Here is a 17424-nt window from a genome sequence, read left to right as displayed (position 1 = left end):
GCCCAGATCTTTCATTGCCGCCCCCGCGTTACATGGTTCCAGAAGGCCGCGTTCGGCGCCACCCCCAACCCCGGCCCTTCGGGCAAGGCAAAGGCGCCGGCCGTGCAGGACAGGCGCCCGTCGAGCAATTGCGCCGAACGCGGCAGGATCGAATGCTGATATTCATGATAGGGCAGGTCGCGCACCGCTGCGGCGGCATGCAGGCTGGCCGCCGCGAAGATACCGACGCCGATGGTCGCATGCGGCATCACCCGGACATGATGCGCCTCTGCCAGCCGGGCGATGCGCATGAACTGGGTGATGCCGGTATGGCCCATTTCGGGCTGCACGATCGACACTGCCCGCGCTTCCAGCCGGGGGCGGGCATCGAACACGCTGCGCCATTCCTCGCCTGCCGCGATCGGCGTCGCGACGCGGGCGGCGACATCGGCCAGCCCCGCCACATCCTCGGGCTTGACCGGTGCCTCGGCGAAATAAAGGTCATGCGGTTCCAGCCGGCGGATGAGCGCCACCGCCTCGGCCGCCGAATACATCCAATGCAGGTCGACCATCAGCTTGACATCGGGGCCGATCGCGGCACGCAAGGCCCGCGCCTCCGCCTCGATCCCGTCGAAGCTGACCACGCCGGCGAACTTGATCGCGTCGAACCCCTGGTCGACGAAGCGCTTCGCCAGCACACAGCGCGCCTCCAATGTCGGTTCGGGCAGTCCGGAGACATAGGCCGGAATGGTCTCGCGCCGCTGCCCGCCCAAGACACGGCAGAGCGGCAGGCCGACGGCGCGGGCATGAATATCCCACAGCGCGATGTCGACCGCCGCCATCGCATCCAGCCAGAAACCGCCCTGATAGCCGCGCACCCGCATCAGATCGTAGAGATCTTCCCAGATCACCTCGACATCATGGGCCGATCGACCGACCAGGATTGGCGCGATGACATCGTCGACCAGCTCGTGGATCGCCCCCGGCGCGACCAGGCCATAGGTTTCGCCCCAGCCGACCAGTCCCGACCGGCTGGTGGCGCGCACCACCACCGATCGGTCAACCGTCGGATAGATGGTGCCGTTGCGGCGCCGGACGATATAGCCGGCCGCGTTGACTTCCTCGCCCGGCCCCAGCGCGCCCAGATAGGGCACGTCGCGGGGAATGGTGACGGTGAAGACGTCCAGCCGCTCGATCACATCGTCCATCGCGCCCATATCCTTCAGCCCTGCACCACGCCGATTCCGGTCCAATCGTCGATCCGCGCGAGGATGCGGTCAAGCTCGCGCTGGTCGCCCTCGTCCAGTTCCGGGCCGGGCGCGCGGGTGAAAGCGTTGGCGATCAGGCCGCGTCGGCGCAGCACTTCCTTGGTCAGGCGCCAGCGGAACACCGCCTGCATCATCAACAGCGGCAGCATCCGTTCATAATGGGTGCGCACCGCGTCGCCGTCGCCGGCCAGATGGGCGGCCATCAGCGCGACATGCGCCTCGGGCAGTTCGGCCGCCGGCATGGTGCCGATCGCGCCGCGCGCCAGTTCGTCGGTGATGTAACGTCCACCGGCACCGCCGAACACGCCCAGCAGATGATCGGGCGCGGCGGCGCGGATCGCACTGATCCGCTGGCCGCAGGGCATATTCTCTTCCTTGACCCAGTGGATGGCGGGGACGGCACCGACGACGGCGATGACATCCTCGGCGCTCAGGCCCGCCCCCATCGGTCGGGGCGCATTTTGCAGCATCAACGGCAGGCCAGCCTCGCCAAGTTTGCGATAATGGGCGGCCAGCGCGTCATTGTCGCCGGCCAGCGCACCCGGCGTCATCACCATCGCGCCGGCGGCACCCGCCGCCTTGCCCGCACGGATCAGCGCCAGGCTTTCTTCGACGTCCGGGCTGGACCCGCCGATGATGAAGCCGATGCGGCCATCGATACGCGCGGAGATCCGGCCGATCAGGTCGATCCGCTCGTCGAGCGAGAGCATGTCATATTCGCTGGCGAGGCCTGGAAAGACTGCGCCATCGACACCGCAATCGACGACGAAATCGACAATCGCATCCACGCCGCTATCGTCGATAGCGCCCGACGCATCGAACGGCGTGGGCAGAACCGGATATACGCCACTGACCTTCATGGAACCCCTTCCTCTCCTGTTTCCGCTTCAATTATCGCTCATTTAGCAACACGTCAATCTGGCATTGTCAGAATTATGCCATTGCGAGCGCATTCCTAGATGATATGTTGCTTTTATAAATACGAATGGAGAAAATATGCCCCGCCTGTCCGGTAAGATCGCTCTCGTCACCGGTGCCGCCGGCGGCATCGGCGCGGCCGTTTGCGTCCGCTTCAAGGCGGAGGGCGCCCATGTCGTCGCGATGGACCGGATCGCCCCCGATGCGGGGGACGAGGCATGGGTCTGCGACCTGGCGGACGACGCCGGCATTGCGCAGGGCGCGGCCGACCTGCTGGCACGGCTTGGGCCGCCGGACATCATCGTCCATGCCGGCGCCGCAACCGAACAGGCGGACATCTTCGCCTCCTCACCGCAAGCCTTCAATGCGATCTATGACGTGAATGTCGGTGGCGCGGTCCGCCTGGTCCAGGCCTTCGCCCCCGCCATGCAGGGCGCAGGCCGCGGCAATTTCGTCTTCATTTCCTCGATCAATGCCCGCATGGGCGCGCCCAGCCTGGCGGCCTATGCCGCATCGAAGGGCGGCCTCGAAACCTTCATGAAGGGCTTTGCGCTGGACGTCGCAGCCGACGGTATTCGCGCCAATTGCGTCGCCCCGGCCTCGATCGACACGGCAATGCTGCGCGCCTCCTTCGACCGCCAGCCCGATCCGGCGGCCGCGCTGACAGCCAATATCCTGCGCCATCCGCTCGGCCGGCTCGGCACCGTCGAGGATGTCGCGAATCTGGTGCTGTTCCTGGCGTCTGATGAAGCCGCCTGGATCACCGGTGGCGTATTCCCGGTGGACGGTGGCGCCGGCATCACACGCCGATAGGCTGAGGGACAGGGAGCAGGTTGGCGATCGCGCGCCAGCCTCTCCCCTGTCCGGTCGTTACAGCGCCTGCTGCTCCGAATTGAGGTTGCGCTTCGCCGGCAGTTTGGCACCGGCATTAGGCGACGCACCAGTCAGGCTCGCCGGCACCTCGACATAAGGCAGGCCCAAAGTCTGGCTGGTCATGCGTCGGATGCGGTTGGTGAGCTCCGGGCTGGCGTTGAGCTTCTGGCCATAGGAAGGCACCATCGCCGCCACCTTGGGCTTCCAGCTGGTCGCCATCTGCTGCGGGAAGGCGCGGCGCATGACTTCCAGCATGATCGCCGGCGAGGTCGAAGCACCGGGAGACGCGCCCAGCAGCGCGGCGATGCTGGCATCCTTGTCGGTGACGATTTCGGTTCCGAACTGCAGAACGGTCCCCTTCTTGGGATCATATTTGATGACCTGCACGCGCTGGCCGGCGGTTATGAGCTTCCAGTCGCCACGCTTGGCATTGGGATAATATTTGACCAATTCGGCCTGACGCTGAGCATCGGTCAGCGTCGCCTGCTGCGCCAGATAGCGGACCAGATCCAGATTTTCCGCGCCGACCTTCATCATGCCGCCGACATTATTCTTGTAGATGGAAGCGAACAGATCGAGCGACGAACCATTTTTGAGGAACTTCGTGCTCTGCAGCGCGAAGGGACCGAACAGGGTCACCGACTTGCTATCCAGTTTGCGCGCGTCGAGATGCGGCACCGACATGGGCGGCGATCCGGCCTCGGCCTTGCCATAGACCTTCACATTGTGGCGGCTGGTCGCGGCCGCCCCCTCGAACGCCAGGAACTGGCCACCGACCGGGAAGCCGGCATAATTTTTCGATTCCGGAATGCCCGACATCTGCAACAGCTTGAGCGAGGCACCGCCCGCGCCGATGAAGACGAACTTCGCCTTCACCACGGCGTCGCTGTTCTTCTTGAGGTCATGGACGGTGACGTTCCACGTCTTGTCCGCATTCTGATGCAGGCCGCGCACCTCATGGCCAAGCTGCAGGTTGAAATTGGGATTGCGGGTCAGCGCCTGGGTCAGCTGAGTGGTGATGACACCGAAATTGACGTCGGTTCCGAGCGGCATGAACGTCGCCGCCACCTTCTGCTGCGGGTCGCGCCCTTCCATCACCAGCGGTGCCCAGCGGCGGATCTGCGCGGGATCCTGCGAATATTGCATGCCGTAGAAAAGCGGGTTCTTGACCAGCGCATCGCGGCGCTTGTGCAGATAGGCGATATTGTCGTCGCCCCAGACGAAGCTCATATGCGGCGTCGCATTGATGAAGTCGGTCGGCTTGGGCAGGCGACCCTGCCTGACCTCATGCGACCAGAACTGGCGCGAAATCTCGAACTGCTCGGCGATATCGACGGCCTTTTCGGTCGCGATCGATCCGTCGTCCTTTTCCGGCGTGTAATTGAGTTCGGCAAAGCCCGAATGGCCCGTGCCGGCATTGTTCCAGCCGTTGGAGCTTTCCTGCGCCACCTTGTCCATCCGCTCATAGATGTCGATCCGCCAGTCCGGCTCCATTTCCTGGAGATAGGTGGCCAGCGTCACGCCCATTATGCCGCCGCCGATCACCAGCACGTCGACCGGCTTGTCATTGGCGGCCGCCTTGCCGGCCGGCGAGGCCATCGGGCGGAACAGGAAGGCGGTGGCGGCGATCGCCAGCACCAGGAGGAGGATGGCGAGGGTAAGGAGGATCTTCTTGAACAGGGGCCGGCGGCGCGGTGCCGCCGGACTGGAGGAGGATGTCATGATCGTGGATTCCAAATCTGCGTGGAAAGGGGCCGGGCGGCCGGATGCGCGTTCGCCAATCTTGCTTGTCAGGTCATGCACACCACCCCATCCACCTTCAGAAACGGAAGCTCAGCCAGCCGGCCAGATAATCGCTGTTGCCATAACCGGCACGGCTAAGCACCGGCCCTGCATCCAGATGCTCGTAGCGCCCGACAAAGGACAGGCGCGGCGTGATCGACCAAGTGATCTGTGCGCGGATAGATTCACCGATCTTGTGGCCGGGGACCGATTGGGTGCCGGCGAAGATCGACTTGTTGGCGCGATAGACCGCGTCATTTTCATCGGCGCGCCAGGCGAACTGATATTCCATCGTCGCCTTCACGCCCTTGAGCGGCGACAAGGTCAGGCTGGGCGCCAGCGTCTTGAGGTTGGTCGGCGTCATGCACAGCTGGTAGCTGTAATAAATATTATTGCCGAAGGGGGCATAGGCGGCCTTCAGCGTACCGCCCTCGAACGTACCGCCGCCGCTGGCATAATCGGCGTGGAAGCCGATGCGCGGAGCCATCGGCAGGTCGCCGGGCAGCTTGTAGCTCTGGTTGAAGAAAAGCTGCCAGGCGCTGATGTCGCGCCCGTCGAAATCGCCGAACTGGTGGTTGACGGTCCAGTCGAGATTGACCGGGCCAACCTCCCCCCACAGGCGCGCGCCAGCGTAGAAGCGCTCGACCCGGCCGGTGATGCCACCCCACAGCGCTTCGCTCGTGCGCAACCGCCAGAAAAAGGGATCGAGATAGAGCTCCGATCCGCCCAGCGCCTTTTCGGGAATGCGGATGCCGGCGGTGAAGCCGGAGAAGCGCCGCCCCTGCTCGACCTTGTCGTCGCCCGTCCCGCCATTGCCCAGCGCGGTCGGCTTGAAATCGAAGGCATCGATGCGCAGCGATCCCGTCCGTGCCCAGGCCCGCACGCCGTTCAGCGCATAGCGGATCGTGTTGTTGTCGCGCTGCGACGTCAGCAGATTGGGGCCGTCGGTAAATTCCTGCCGCCCATAGCGCAGGCCCAGGTCCATGCCCGCGACCCGGCCCTTCAGTTCGGCGAAGGACTGGAGCAGCACCAGATCATTGCGCAGTGATCCCGACGGCGCGCCGATATTGTCACCGGACATGCCGCCATGGGCGATTTCGCCATAGAAGCGCAGATGCGGCCCGACATGCAGGTCGGCGCCACCGACCAGCCGGTTGATGTCCTGCCGCTGGCTGCCGGCGTTCCGCAGGTTGAGGTTGGTCGTGTAATTGACCCGCACCCGCGCCTCGCCGCTGAGCGTCAGATAGATGTCGCCATCATCGTCGAGCGGCAGATATTTGAGGCGATCGAACAGGTCGTCGCGCTGCTGCGGATCGGCCTTGCTGCGCCAGTCCTCCGCCCAGCGCGACAGAGCATAACCGCCTGATACCGATCCTTCGCCGACGGCATCGGCGGGATAGAGGCTAGCGGGTTCAGCGGGCATGTCGTCGGCCCATGCGGGGCAGGCGAACAGGGTGGTCAAAGTGAGAGCGGAGACGGCGATGGGGCGGCGCGCGGCCGCGCAGGAGAAACGAACCATGGTGGCTGCGCCTCATTCCGCCGGGACGGCGCTGGCGAGCGCGGGAGCCGTCGGGGATGGCGCCCCGCCCTCGCCTCGCATCGCGGCCTGCAACTGCGCCTGGTCCAGCTTCCCTTCCCAGCGCGAGACCACGACCGTCGCCACCGCATTGCCGATGAAGTTGGTGAGGCTACGGCATTCGCTCATGAAGCGGTCGACGCCCAGGATCAGGGCCATGCCGGCGACAGGCACGGAGGGGACGATGGAGAGGGTCGCCGCCAGCGTGATGAAGCCGGCACCAGTCACGCCCGCTGCGCCCTTGGACGAGAGCATCGCGACGCCCAGCAACAGGATCTGGTCGCCGATCGACAGGTCGACACCGGTAGCCTGCGCGATGAACAGCGCGGCCAGCGTCATGTAGATATTGGTGCCGTCGAGGTTGAAGCTGTAGCCGGTCGGCACGACCAGGCCGACGATCGACTTGGGGCAGCCCGCCCGCTCCATCTTCTCGATCAGGGCCGGCAGCGCGCTTTCCGATGAGGAAGTGCCCAGCACCAGCAGCAATTCGGTCTTCAGGTAGCGGATCAGGCCGAAGATCGAGAAACCGGCGGCACGGGCGACCAGACCCAGGATCACGACCACGAACAGCGCCGAAGTGAGGTAGAAGGTGCCGACCAGGAAGGCGAGATTGGCGAGCGTGCCGACGCCATATTTGCCGATGGTGAAGGCCATGGCGCCGAACGCACCGATGGGCGCGGCCTTCATGACGATGGCGACCAGCTTGAACACGGCGGCCGAGACATCTTCGAGCAGGTCGAGCACGCGCGCACCGCGATCGCCGATCAGTGCCAGTGCGACCCCGAACAAGATCGCGACGAATAGCACCTGAAGGATATTGCCGCTGACGAAGGCAGACAGGAAACTGTCGGGGATGATGCCGGTCAGAAAGCCGGTCAGCGTGCTGTCATGCGCCTTTTCTGCATATTCACTGACCTTGCTGGCGTCGAGCGTGGCGGGATCGATGTTGAGGCCCGCGCCCGGTCGCACCACATTGGCGACAATCATGCCGACGACCAGCGCCAGGGTAGAGAAGAAGAGGAAATAGGCGAAGGCCTTGCCCGCGACCCGGCCGACGCTGGCGATGTCGCGCATGCCGGCGATACCGGTGACGATCGTCAGGAAGATGACCGGGGCGATGACCATCTTCACCGCCTTGATGAAGGCGTCGCCGACCGGCTTCATCGCCTCGCCCAGATGCGGCGCGAAATGGCCGAGCGCCACGCCGGCGATGATCGCCAGCAGCACCTGCGCATAGAGATGAAGATACCAGGGACGCCGGGCGACCGGCGTGTCGGAGAAATCGGAAATCTGCATGACAGTTGTCTTTCTGGCCCTCGCCAAAAGCCTTCCCGCCTTCTTGGTTGGGCGGGTCGGGAATTGAGGGGGCCAGTATCGAGCTGTCAGCCATGCGCGACAAATTGTAGGAGAAATGAAATTAAATCATTATAGTTCAATATGTTAATTATGCACCGGCACAGGCGAGAAAGCATTATCAGTGCAGATATCTGCCCATCACTTTTGCATAATGTGCAGGAATTTGCACATGGCGCGCCGGCGCGATATGCAGGGCTATGGACGGCGCCCGCTTCCCGAATCGCATCCTGTGGATCGCCCTGTTCCTGGGCGTGGCTAGCAGCCTGCTCTGGCTGTCGGGCGAGGTTGCCGAGCGCAATGCCATTGCCCGGCTGAGCGCGGAGACGCGCGGCGCCGCGATCCTGCGCCAGGCCTATCTCAAGAGCGAGATCGAGCGGTTCCGGCTGTTGCCCATCGCCCTGTCCGATGACAGCGACCTGGTCGCCGGCCTCACCGGATCACAGGCCGCGCTGCGCGCGCTGGACCGCAAGCTGCAGGCGCTTGCCCGCACCACCGGCGCGGCGCAAATCTATGTGCTCGACGCATCCGGGCGCACCGTCGCATCGAGCAACTGGGGCAGCGAGCGCAGCTTCGTCGGCCAGGACTATTCCTTCCGCAACTATTTCAAGCTCGCCGCCGCCCATGGATCGGGCGCGCAATTCGCCCTCGGCACGATCAGCGAACGGCCCGGCATGTATCTGTCGCGGCGATCGCGCGGCGGCGGCTATGTCGTGGTGAAGCTGGAATTTGACGGGATCGAACAGCAATGGGCGCGGCTTGGTGAGATCACCTTCATCACCAGTCGCGAGGGCATCATCCTGATCACCAGCCGCCCCGACTGGCGCTTCACCACCATCCATCCGCTGTCGGCGCAGGCCAAGCAGCGCTTTCGCGCCGAATTGCAGTCCGGCCGCGGCTCGCTGCTGCCAGTGCCGCTCAGGGGCATGGGCGATGCCGATGGCCGGCAGATCGTCAGCCCCGCCGACGAACCGCGCCGCCGCCTGCTGTGGCAATCGGTCGCGGCCGGCGAACCGGGCTGGCAGCTCAACATGCTGACGCCGCTGCATGGCGTGGAAAGCTTCGTGCGCACGGTGCGGCTGGCGACCCTGTTGCTGCTGCTGCTGCTCGCCGGCGGCATCTGGATATTGCGCGAGCGCGGCCATCGTCGCGCCGAACGGGCCGCCATGGTCGCCGCCCGCACCAGCGAACTGGAGGCGATGGTGACGGCCCGCACCCGCGAACTGCGCCGGGAGATGGAAGAACGTGCCGCCAGCGAAACGCGCGCCGATACGCTGCGCGAAGGGCTGCGCCAGGCCAATCGCCTAGCTTCGCTGGGCCAGATCACCGCCGGCATCGCCCATGAAACCGCCCAGCCGGTCGCTGCAATCCGCAGCTATGCCGCCAATGGCCGGCTGTTGATCGCGCGCGGCGATAGCGAGGCGGCCGCCGAGAATATGGCGGCGATCGAACGGCTGACCGACCGGATCGGCAAGGTCACGGCCGAACTGCGCGGTTTCTCGCGCAAGGCGACCGGCGCGATCGATGCCATCCCGCTCGTCGGGCCGATCGAGGGCAGCGTACTGATCCTCAAATCGCGGCTGGCACGGGTCGACCTGCACCTGCCGGACCTGCCCGACGATCTGCGCGTGATGGCCGACACGATCCGGCTGGAGCAGGTGCTGGTCAATCTGCTGCAAAATGCGCTCGAAGCGCTGGAGGGCGTGGCCGCGCCGACGATCCGCCTGTCGGTCGCGCTCGATGCGGAGACGGTGCTGCTGTCGGTGATCGACAATGGGCCGGGTATCGATCCGTCGGTGCAGGGCCAGCTTTTCACCCCCTTCGTCACCAGCCGCCCGTCGGGCCTGGGGCTCGGCCTCGTCATCGCCAGCGACATCATGGCCGACATGGGCGGGTCGCTGCGCCTGCTGCCCAGTGAGGCCGGCGCCCATTTCCAGCTGAGCTTGAAACGCGCATGACCGACATGCCCCCCCGTCCGATCGCCCTGATCGACGATGATGATGATTTGCGCGCCGCCATGGCGCAGACGCTGACACTGGCGGGCCATGAGGTGCGCGCCTTCGCCCGCGCCGCCGACGCGTTGGCGGCGATCGATGCGGACTTTCCCGGCGTGGTGGTCAGCGACGTGCGGATGCCGCACATGTCAGGCATCGACCTGTTCCGGATGCTCCATGCCCGCGACGCGGAACTGCCGGTGATCCTGGTCACCGGCCATGGCGATGTGCCGATGGCGGTGGATGCGCTCAAGGCCGGCGCCTGGGACTTCCTGACCAAACCCTTCAATCCCGACGCGTTGCTGGCATCGGTCGCGCGGGCGAGCGAGAAGAGGCTGCTGGTGATCGAGAATCGCCGACTGCGCGCAATGGTCGATACCGCCGTCGCCTCCCCGCTGATCGGCCATTCCCCGGCGATCGAGCGGCTGCGCGACATGGTGGCGACCCTGGCCGACACCAATATCGACATATTGGTCGAGGGCGAGACCGGCACCGGCAAGGAACTGGTCGCGCGCATGATCCATCAGCGCAGCCGCCGCGCCAGCGCCCAGTTCGTCAGCATCGCCTGCGCCGCCGTGCCGGATGCGATCGCCGAGACCAGCCTGCATGGCGAAAGCCTGGCCGGACGCGCCCCGCTCGAAGGGCGGCTGGCCCGCGCGCATCAGGGCACCTTGTTCCTGGACGATGTCGACCAGTCCGGCCCGGCGCTCCAGGCGCATCTGATCCAGTTTCTGGAGGATCGACTGGTCCGCCCGGTCGGCGCGCGCGAACCCCAGCCGGTGGACCTGCGCGTGATCGGCTGCATGACGCAGCAGGGCCAGGCGGCGACAATCCAGCCGGCCCTGCTCTATCGGCTGGCGGCGGTGCGGCTGCACATCCCGCCGCTGCGCGAACGGCGCGAGGATATTCCGCTAATCTTCGCCCATCTGCTCGATGCCGCCGCCCGTCGCTTTCGCCGCGCGGTGCCGCCGGTCAGCCGCGCGGTGCTGGCCCATCTGCTGGACCATGACTGGCCCGGCAATGTCCATGAACTGGGGCGGCTGGCCGAACGGCTGGCGCTGGGCCTGGAGCAGGAACCCGTTGCCGATGGCGCGACGCTGCCGCTCGACGCGCGCATGGACGCGTTCGAGCGCATGGCGATCATCGAGGCGATCCACGCGACCGGCGGCGACATGGGCCAGGCGATCGAGCGCCTCGGCCTGCCGCGCAAGACCTTCTATTATCGGGTCCGGCGGCTGGGCATCGACCTGCGGAAGCTGCGCGGGCTGGATGGATAGGACGCCAGCCACATGACAGAAATGTAATGCTTGATATGTTGTAACATCATAGACATGTTTTTACAGAGGCGGGGCAGCCTCCAGCGCGACCGAGCAGGGCGTGGAGGTCAGAATAATGTCGCTCCATCCACCTCGGGGGATCCAAGTCCATGCAATTCCAGTTTCTCGCCGGCTGTGCGCTTGCCGTTCTCGGCGTTTCGACGGCCGCCCATGCGCAAACCGCATCGGATGACGCTGCCGACGGCTATCATCAGGCGGCCCGCACCGACATCATCGTCACCGGCATATTGCCGACCCGCCGCCAGGACATGCTGTCCAGCGTCGCCGTGGTCGAAGGCAAGGACCTGACCCAGGCAATCCGCCCCTCGATCGGCGAGACACTGGAACATCAGCCTGGCGTGTCTGCGACCTCCTTCGGCCCCAGCGCATCGCGCCCGGTGTTGCGCGGCCTGCAGGGCGAACGCGTCAAGATGCTGACCAACAGTCTGTCGACCGTCGACGTGTCCAACACCTCGGTCGATCATGCCGTGGTCGTCAATCCGCTGCTTGCCGAACGGATCGAGGTGCTGCGTGGGCCGCAGTCGCTGCTCTATGGATCTTCAGCGATCGGCGGCGTCGTCAACGTCATCGACAAGCGCATTCCGAATGCAATTCCGGATGAGCCGGTCCATGTCGATGCGATCGGCACCTATGGTTCGGCCGCGGACGAGCGTTCAGGCGCAGCCTCGGTCGATGTCCCGCTGTCGGGCGGTTGGGTTGCCCATGCCGATGGCAGCTATCTCAAGAGCGACGATGTCCGCATCGGCGGCCATGCGCTGACGCCAGCACTACGTGCCGAAGCGCTGGCGTCGAGCCTGCTTCCCGCCGAACCGGCGGAAGAAGGCGAGGAAGCGATCGACTTTGCCAGCAATGCCGCGGTCAAGGGCAAGCTGCCCAATTCGGCGGCCAAGACCTGGACCGCTGGCGGGGGCATCGCCTATATCGGCGACACTGGTAATATCGGCATTTCCTACGACCATTATGACAGCCTTTATGGCGTGCCGATCCGTTTCGCGACCCAGCCGGGCGACGAGCAGGAAGCCCCGCGCCTCAGCATGAAGCAGGACAGCGTCAACCTGCGCGCCGAAGTGAATGGCGACGGCAATGTGCTGGACAAGGTTTCGCTGCGTCTGGGCTATGCGGACTATACCCATGCCGAGCTGGAGGAAGATGGTTCGGTCGGCACCGCCTTCTTCAGCAAGGGCATGGAAGCCAGGCTGGAACTGACCCAGACCAAGCATGGCGCCTGGCGCGGCGCGACCGGCGTGCAACTGTTCAACCGCGACTTCAACGTGATCGGCGAGGAAGCCTTCCTGCCGAAAAACTCGACCACGCAGGTCGGCGTCTTCACCTTGCAGCAGCTCGATTATGGCGCGCTCAAGTTCGAGCTTGGCGGCCGCTACGAACATACCAGCCTGACCGCCAATCCGCTGGAGGATCAGGAGCAGTTCTTCGCCGGCAAGCGCAGCTTCGACGCCTTCTCCGGCTCGGTCGGCGCCTCCTATGGCCTGACCGACAGCTGGCGCATCGGCCTCAACCTGTCGCACACCGAACGCGCGCCGGCGGCTGAAGAATTGTTCGCCAACGGCCCCCATGCCGGCACCCAGGCCTATGAGGTCGGCAATCCCGACTTCAATCTGGAAAAGGCCAACAGCGTCGAGGCGATCCTGCGCGGCAGCGGCGACAATTACAGCTTCGAGGCGTCGGCCTATCACACCTGGTTCTCGAACTTCATCTATGAGGATCTGACCGGCGAGGAAGAAGATGGCCTGCCCGTCTATGCGTTCAACCAGGCGGACGCCCGCTATTATGGCTTCGAGGTGCAGGGATCGCTGACCCTGGCCAAGCTGGGCGATGGCAAGATCGTCGCTGATGGCCTGGCCGACTATGTCCATGCCAATGTGAAGAGCGTCGGGCCGGCGCCGCGCATTCCTCCGCTCCGTCTGCTCGGTGGCCTGGCCTATCAGGCGACCAAGTTCGACCTGCGCGGCGAAGTCGAGCGTGTCAGCAAGCAGGACCGGGTCGCAGAGTTCGAGACCACGACGCCCGGCTACACCATGGTCAATGCCGAGTTGAATGTTCGCCCCTGGGGCAAGGAACGTCCGCTCAGCTTCGCCCTGTCGGCCAACAACATCTTCGATGTGGTCGCCCGCCGGGCCTCGTCCTTCCTCAAGGACTATGCCCCGCTCACCGGCCGCGACATCCGCGTGACCGCGCGGGTCAGCTTCTGATTTGGATGAACCGGGGCGGGTCGACCGCCCCGGTTCATCCGGCTCAGTTCTCCCTGAGCACAGGATAGAGATGATGATAGGGGCTGCGATCGGGCAGCCGGGCCGATAGCCAGTCGAGCCGCGCATCGCCATCGGCCGCAAATGTGGCATCAGCGGCCAATTTCGCCTCGAACTCTGCGCGAAGCTGCGCATCGGCGGCCAGCAGCGCCTCGGCGATCGGCGCGCGGACGAAATCCTCCGCCCCAGAAGGCGCCGCCAATATCTCCGGGAAGAAGCCCCAGGCCAGGAAACTGTCCTGGCTTTCCGGTTCCAGCAACGCCGCCGCCAAAAGGCCCAGCGGCTGGTCGGCAGGCACGCGCACCGTGCCGGCTGGCAGCGTTTCGGTCACAGTCTCGTGCCGCAACTTCGTGTCCAGCGGGATACGCGCATCACGCACCGACATCGACTGCGGGTCCACCAGCCGCGCCCGATCGAGCGTCAGCGTGCGCGGCGCGTCCAGCACCTCAAAACGGATGCCATGCAATGTCAGCCGGTCGATCACCTCGACCTGCCCGGCCGGTATCCACCAGGCCCTCGGCAGACGCACCGTCTCGACCGGTTCCTGGCCGATGATCGGCATCCGCCAGTCGACCGGGCGACCCAGCCATTTCTGTTCCCTGCGCCCGCTCGCCGGCGAGACATAGGTGTCGAAGGCGATGCCCTTGAACCGTTCGACCCAGCCGATCGGCTGCGCGGCCGGCTTCCACCGGGTCAGCATTTCGGCGGGGCGCGATGCCCGGTCGCTGGCCTTCGCCTGCGCAATCGCTCCGGCATCCTGCCCGGCCAGCTTCAGCGCCGCCTCCAGCAGGACATAAGTGCCCAGCACCCGTTGGCGATAGGGCTTCATCATATGGTTTTCGACCAGCACGGTCGGAACGCCGATGAAATCGCCATAGCCGGTCGAATAGCGCGGTCCTTCGGGCGCCTGGCGGATGCCCTTTGTCGGCTCGCGCGTATCGATCGGGCTGGGATAGATGGTGGGGACATGCCCGGCCTTTTCCAGCGCGGCCGTCACGCTCGGCCCGAAACGGCCCTGCAGCCAGTCGGCGGTGGCGCGATGATAGGCATAGCGGCCCCAGCCGGCATAGGTGAAGGTAATGTCATACTGCATGTCGAAGCCGTCGCTGACATGGCAATCGACATAGAGGATCGGGTCCAGCCGGCGCAGCAGGCCGATCATCGCCCGGCTTTCCGGCGCATCCGCTTTGGAATAGTCGCGGTTCAGGTTGATGTTGCGGCTGTTGCCGACATAGCCCTTCTCCGCCGGGCCGCGCAGCGCCGGGAAGTTCCAGCGGCTCATCTTTTCATGCCCGTCGATATTATAGACCGGCACGAACACCAGATCGACCTTGTCGAGCAGCCCGTCCTTGCCGCGCAGCGCGATGTCACGCAGCAGCATCAGGCCGGCATCCTTGCCGTCGATCTCGCCCGCATGGATGCCCGCCTGCACCAGCACGACCGGCTTGCCCGGCCCGCCCTTGCTGGCGCGGATGAGCAGCATATCGCGCCCTTCGCCCGTGCGGCCGAAGCTTTCCAGGCTGATGAGGGGCGAGGCCGCATCCAGACGCTTCAACCAGGCCGTAACCTCATCATAGCGCGGCGTGGTGGCAAAGCCTGCCTGCTCGGCCGGCGTGATCCAGGGATCATCCTTGCCGACGACCAGCTTCTCGCTGGCGCCTGACCAGGGCAAAGCTGGCGGCAACACCGATGCGGGCAAGCCCGGCAGCGGCGCAGAGGTCGGCTGCTGTGCGATGGCGGTGCCAGCGACACACAAAGCGGCGGCGCCCATAAGGCGTGACATCAACTTGCTCATGTCTCTATCCTTCCGGCTCAGAAGCGGGCGCGCACGCCGATAGTGCCAGTGCGCGGCGTGCCCGGCTGCACCCAGACCGAGCTGTAGCTGCTGGCATACCATGTCTCGTCGAACAGGTTGCTGATCGTCCCGAACAGCTCGACACCCTCGATCACATCGACGCTGCCGAACAGGCGGAACAGGGTGTGCGACGGCAGGGTAAAGTCCGTGCCCGTCTCGCCCAGCCGTTCGCCGACATATTGCATACCCGCGCCCAGTTGCGCCTCGCGCCCGGCCAGTTCGAAATGCTTGGCGATCTGGATGTTGAGAACATGGTCGGGAATGTTGATCAGCCTGTCGCCCGGCAGGATCTGGGTGGCGAAATTGGGGTCATTCACCGCCTCCCGCGCTTCGGCATCGGTATAGGCGTAGCTCAGCAGGATATCGATGTCGCCGGGCAGATGGCCGTTCACGTCCAGTTCGACGCCGCGGCTCCGCGCCTTGCCGATCGCGACGGAAAAGCCGGGATTATTATTGTCGCTGGCCAGCACATTGTCCTTGGTCAGCTGATAGACAGACAGGGTGCCGGTCAAGGCGCCGCCGAGCGCGGTCAGCTTGACGCCGGCCTCGATCGACTCACTCGTTTCCGGGTCGAAGATATTGTTGAAGAAATCCGCGCCGACATTGGCGCGATAGCCCTGGCCATAAGCGGCATAGAGGGTGATCGGATCGCTGAGGTCATAGACGATGCCGGCCTGCGGACTGAACCGCTCATATTTGCGGCTATTGTAACGATTGGCCTCCGCAAGCACGCGATTATCGACCTTCAGCGTCAGATTGTCATAGCGGCCGCCGATGCGGATCTGCAGTCGATCGGTCAGTTCGATCTGGTCCTGCACATAGAAGCCGAAGCTGCGCTGGGTATCCAGACGATTGGTCAGCACCGACGTCGCAGGCAGCGGATATTGGCCATAGACCGGATTGTCGATGTCGATGACATAGCCGGCCTGGCCGCTCGGATTGCTGCTCAGCGCCGGCGGGCGATAGCGGGTGAAATAATTATCATATTCGAACTGGTCGAAATCGCCGCCGATCAGCACCCGATGACGCAGCGATCCGGTCTCGAACTTGCCGGCGACCTCGGCGCGGACCACGCTATGTTCCGCATCATAGCGGCGCGAGCGGCGCTGGCGCGACAGGGAGCGGCCATCGACATAGAGTTTCTGGCGCGACGCGGTCTGCTCGGCGTCGGACGAGAAACCGGTCAGCAGCGTGTCGCGATGGCTGGCCCCGACCAGCAGGCTCCAGTCGTCATAGAACTGATGGTCGAGCCGCAACTGGTGGCCGGTGGCGCGCGCCACCGTGTCGCCATCGCCCGGCTCGCCCAGAAAGCGCGAACGCGGCACGGTGTCGAAATCATTGTTCAGCACGACGATGCCGCGATCGAACGGCACTTCCACGCGGGTCCATTCGAAATCATAGGTCAGGCGCGTCCGATCGCCCAGCGCAACGCCGATCGAGGGCAGGAAGCCCCAGCGCTTCTGCGACACATAGTCGCGGAACGTGTCGCCCTTCTCATAATAGCCGATCAGCCGTGCGGTGATGCCGTCGGTCAGCGCCAGATTGGCGTCGGCGTCAGCGCGGAACCGGTCATAGCTGCCATATTGCAGCGTGCCCGTGCCGAAGCTCCGGCCGATTTCCGCCTGCTTGGTGACGAGGTTGATCGTGCCGCCCGGTTCGCCGCGCCCGATCAGCGCCGCCGCCGGACCTTTCAGCACCTCGACCCGCTCGATCCCGGCGACGTCGCGCTGGCCGCCAAAGCCGCGTCCGGCGTTGAAGCCGTTGACCAGATAGCCGCTCGGCAGATTTTCATCGCCGGCAAAGCCGCGAATGGCGAAACTGTCCCACAGGCCGCCCAGCGTATTCTGGCGCGCGACCGAGGCATTCATGTCCAGCGCGTCGGTCAGGCGCAGGATATTATTCTGCTGCAACGTCTCCGCATCGATCTCGGTGACGGCCTGGGGAATTTCCTTCACGGAGAAATCGCCGCGATAGGCTTGGCGCACGCCGTCGACCGTGATGGCGCCCTCGCCCTCCGGCACATGATGAACCGCGTCGCCGGTCTGCGCCTGCGCTGGAAACCAGGCCAGGACAGCGGCCAGCGGCAGCGCGCGGGCGATGCGATAGAAGCGACGGGAACGGACGGGCGCAGCGCAGGCGCTCGGCAGGAACTGGATCGACATATTTTCCCCTGAATGAAATGAGACGAAATCTCATTCGCCGCTGCCCCTAGGGTAGGCTCG

11 protein-coding genes are annotated in these 17424 nt (G+C 65.0%); 4 read left to right on the top strand and 7 right to left on the bottom strand.

Features of this window, described 5'->3' with window-relative positions; all coding sequences use genetic code 11:
* Nucleotides 1-11: 11 nt before the first annotated feature.
* Together JQK15_RS17185 and JQK15_RS17180 are read right to left on the bottom strand one after the other, a co-directional pair.
* Nucleotides 12-1187 carry a mandelate racemase/muconate lactonizing enzyme family protein gene (locus JQK15_RS17185; RefSeq protein ID WP_214866588.1) on the bottom strand — a complete coding sequence of 392 codons (1176 nt, stop codon included), beginning with the start codon at nt 1185-1187 and terminating at the stop codon, nt 12-14.
* Between the two features lie 14 nt (nt 1188-1201).
* The gene (locus JQK15_RS17180; protein WP_214866587.1) at nt 1202-2107 is read right to left on the bottom strand and encodes a dihydrodipicolinate synthase family protein; all 906 of its coding nucleotides are present in this window, start codon (nt 2105-2107) and stop codon (nt 1202-1204) included.
* Nucleotides 2108-2243: 136 nt separating this feature from the next.
* Between JQK15_RS17180 and JQK15_RS17175 the strand changes: the two genes are divergently transcribed.
* The gene (locus JQK15_RS17175; protein ID WP_214866586.1) at nt 2244-2978 is read left to right on the top strand and encodes an SDR family NAD(P)-dependent oxidoreductase; all 735 of its coding nucleotides are present in this window, start codon (nt 2244-2246) and stop codon (nt 2976-2978) included.
* A 57-nt stretch (nt 2979-3035) separates the two neighbouring features.
* On the opposite strand, the gene mqo is transcribed toward JQK15_RS17175, so the two are convergent.
* The 3 genes from mqo to JQK15_RS17160 form a co-directional block, all read right to left on the bottom strand.
* Entirely contained in the window at nt 3036-4760 is a 1725-nt protein-coding gene (mqo, locus tag JQK15_RS17170; RefSeq protein ID WP_214866585.1) for a malate dehydrogenase (quinone), read from the bottom strand.
* 97 nt (nt 4761-4857) lie between these two features.
* A complete protein-coding gene (locus JQK15_RS17165) occupies nt 4858-6339 on the bottom strand; it encodes an alginate export family protein (RefSeq protein ID WP_214866584.1) in 1482 nt (493 codons plus the stop codon).
* Nucleotides 6340-6351: 12 nt separating this feature from the next.
* Nucleotides 6352-7692 carry a dicarboxylate/amino acid:cation symporter gene (locus JQK15_RS17160; protein WP_214866583.1) on the bottom strand — a complete coding sequence of 447 codons (1341 nt, stop codon included), beginning with the start codon at nt 7690-7692 and terminating at the stop codon, nt 6352-6354.
* Between the two features lie 257 nt (nt 7693-7949).
* Between JQK15_RS17160 and JQK15_RS17155 the strand changes: the two genes are divergently transcribed.
* From JQK15_RS17155 to JQK15_RS17145, 3 genes are all read left to right on the top strand, one after another.
* A complete protein-coding gene (locus tag JQK15_RS17155; protein WP_214866582.1) occupies nt 7950-9707 on the top strand; it encodes a sensor histidine kinase in 1758 nt (585 codons plus the stop codon).
* Complete coding sequence (locus tag JQK15_RS17150; protein ID WP_214866581.1) at nt 9704-11020, top strand: sigma-54-dependent transcriptional regulator; 1317 nt, start codon at nt 9704-9706, stop codon at nt 11018-11020. The genes JQK15_RS17155 and JQK15_RS17150 overlap by 4 nt, the downstream gene beginning before the upstream one ends.
* 149 nt (nt 11021-11169) lie before the next feature.
* A complete protein-coding gene (locus JQK15_RS17145; RefSeq protein ID WP_214866580.1) occupies nt 11170-13290 on the top strand; it encodes a TonB-dependent receptor in 2121 nt (706 codons plus the stop codon).
* A 43-nt stretch (nt 13291-13333) separates the two neighbouring features.
* Here JQK15_RS17145 and JQK15_RS17140 read toward each other — a convergent pair whose 3' ends face one another.
* Both JQK15_RS17140 and JQK15_RS17135 read right to left on the bottom strand, forming a co-directional pair.
* Nucleotides 13334-15142, bottom strand: coding sequence for a M14 family metallopeptidase (locus tag JQK15_RS17140; protein WP_214866579.1), 1809 nt, complete (start codon nt 15140-15142; stop codon nt 13334-13336).
* A gap of 17 nt (nt 15143-15159) precedes the next feature.
* Nucleotides 15160-17364 carry a TonB-dependent siderophore receptor gene (locus JQK15_RS17135; protein WP_214866578.1) on the bottom strand — a complete coding sequence of 735 codons (2205 nt, stop codon included), beginning with the start codon at nt 17362-17364 and terminating at the stop codon, nt 15160-15162.
* Between the last annotated feature and the right edge of the window lie 60 nt (nt 17365-17424).

Source organism: Sphingobium sp. BHU LFT2 (assembly GCF_018604485.1).
GTDB lineage: Bacteria > Pseudomonadota > Alphaproteobacteria > Sphingomonadales > Sphingomonadaceae > Sphingobium > Sphingobium yanoikuyae_A.
Note: the sequence above shows the minus strand (reverse complement) of the source record. Positions and strands in the feature narration are given on the sequence as shown.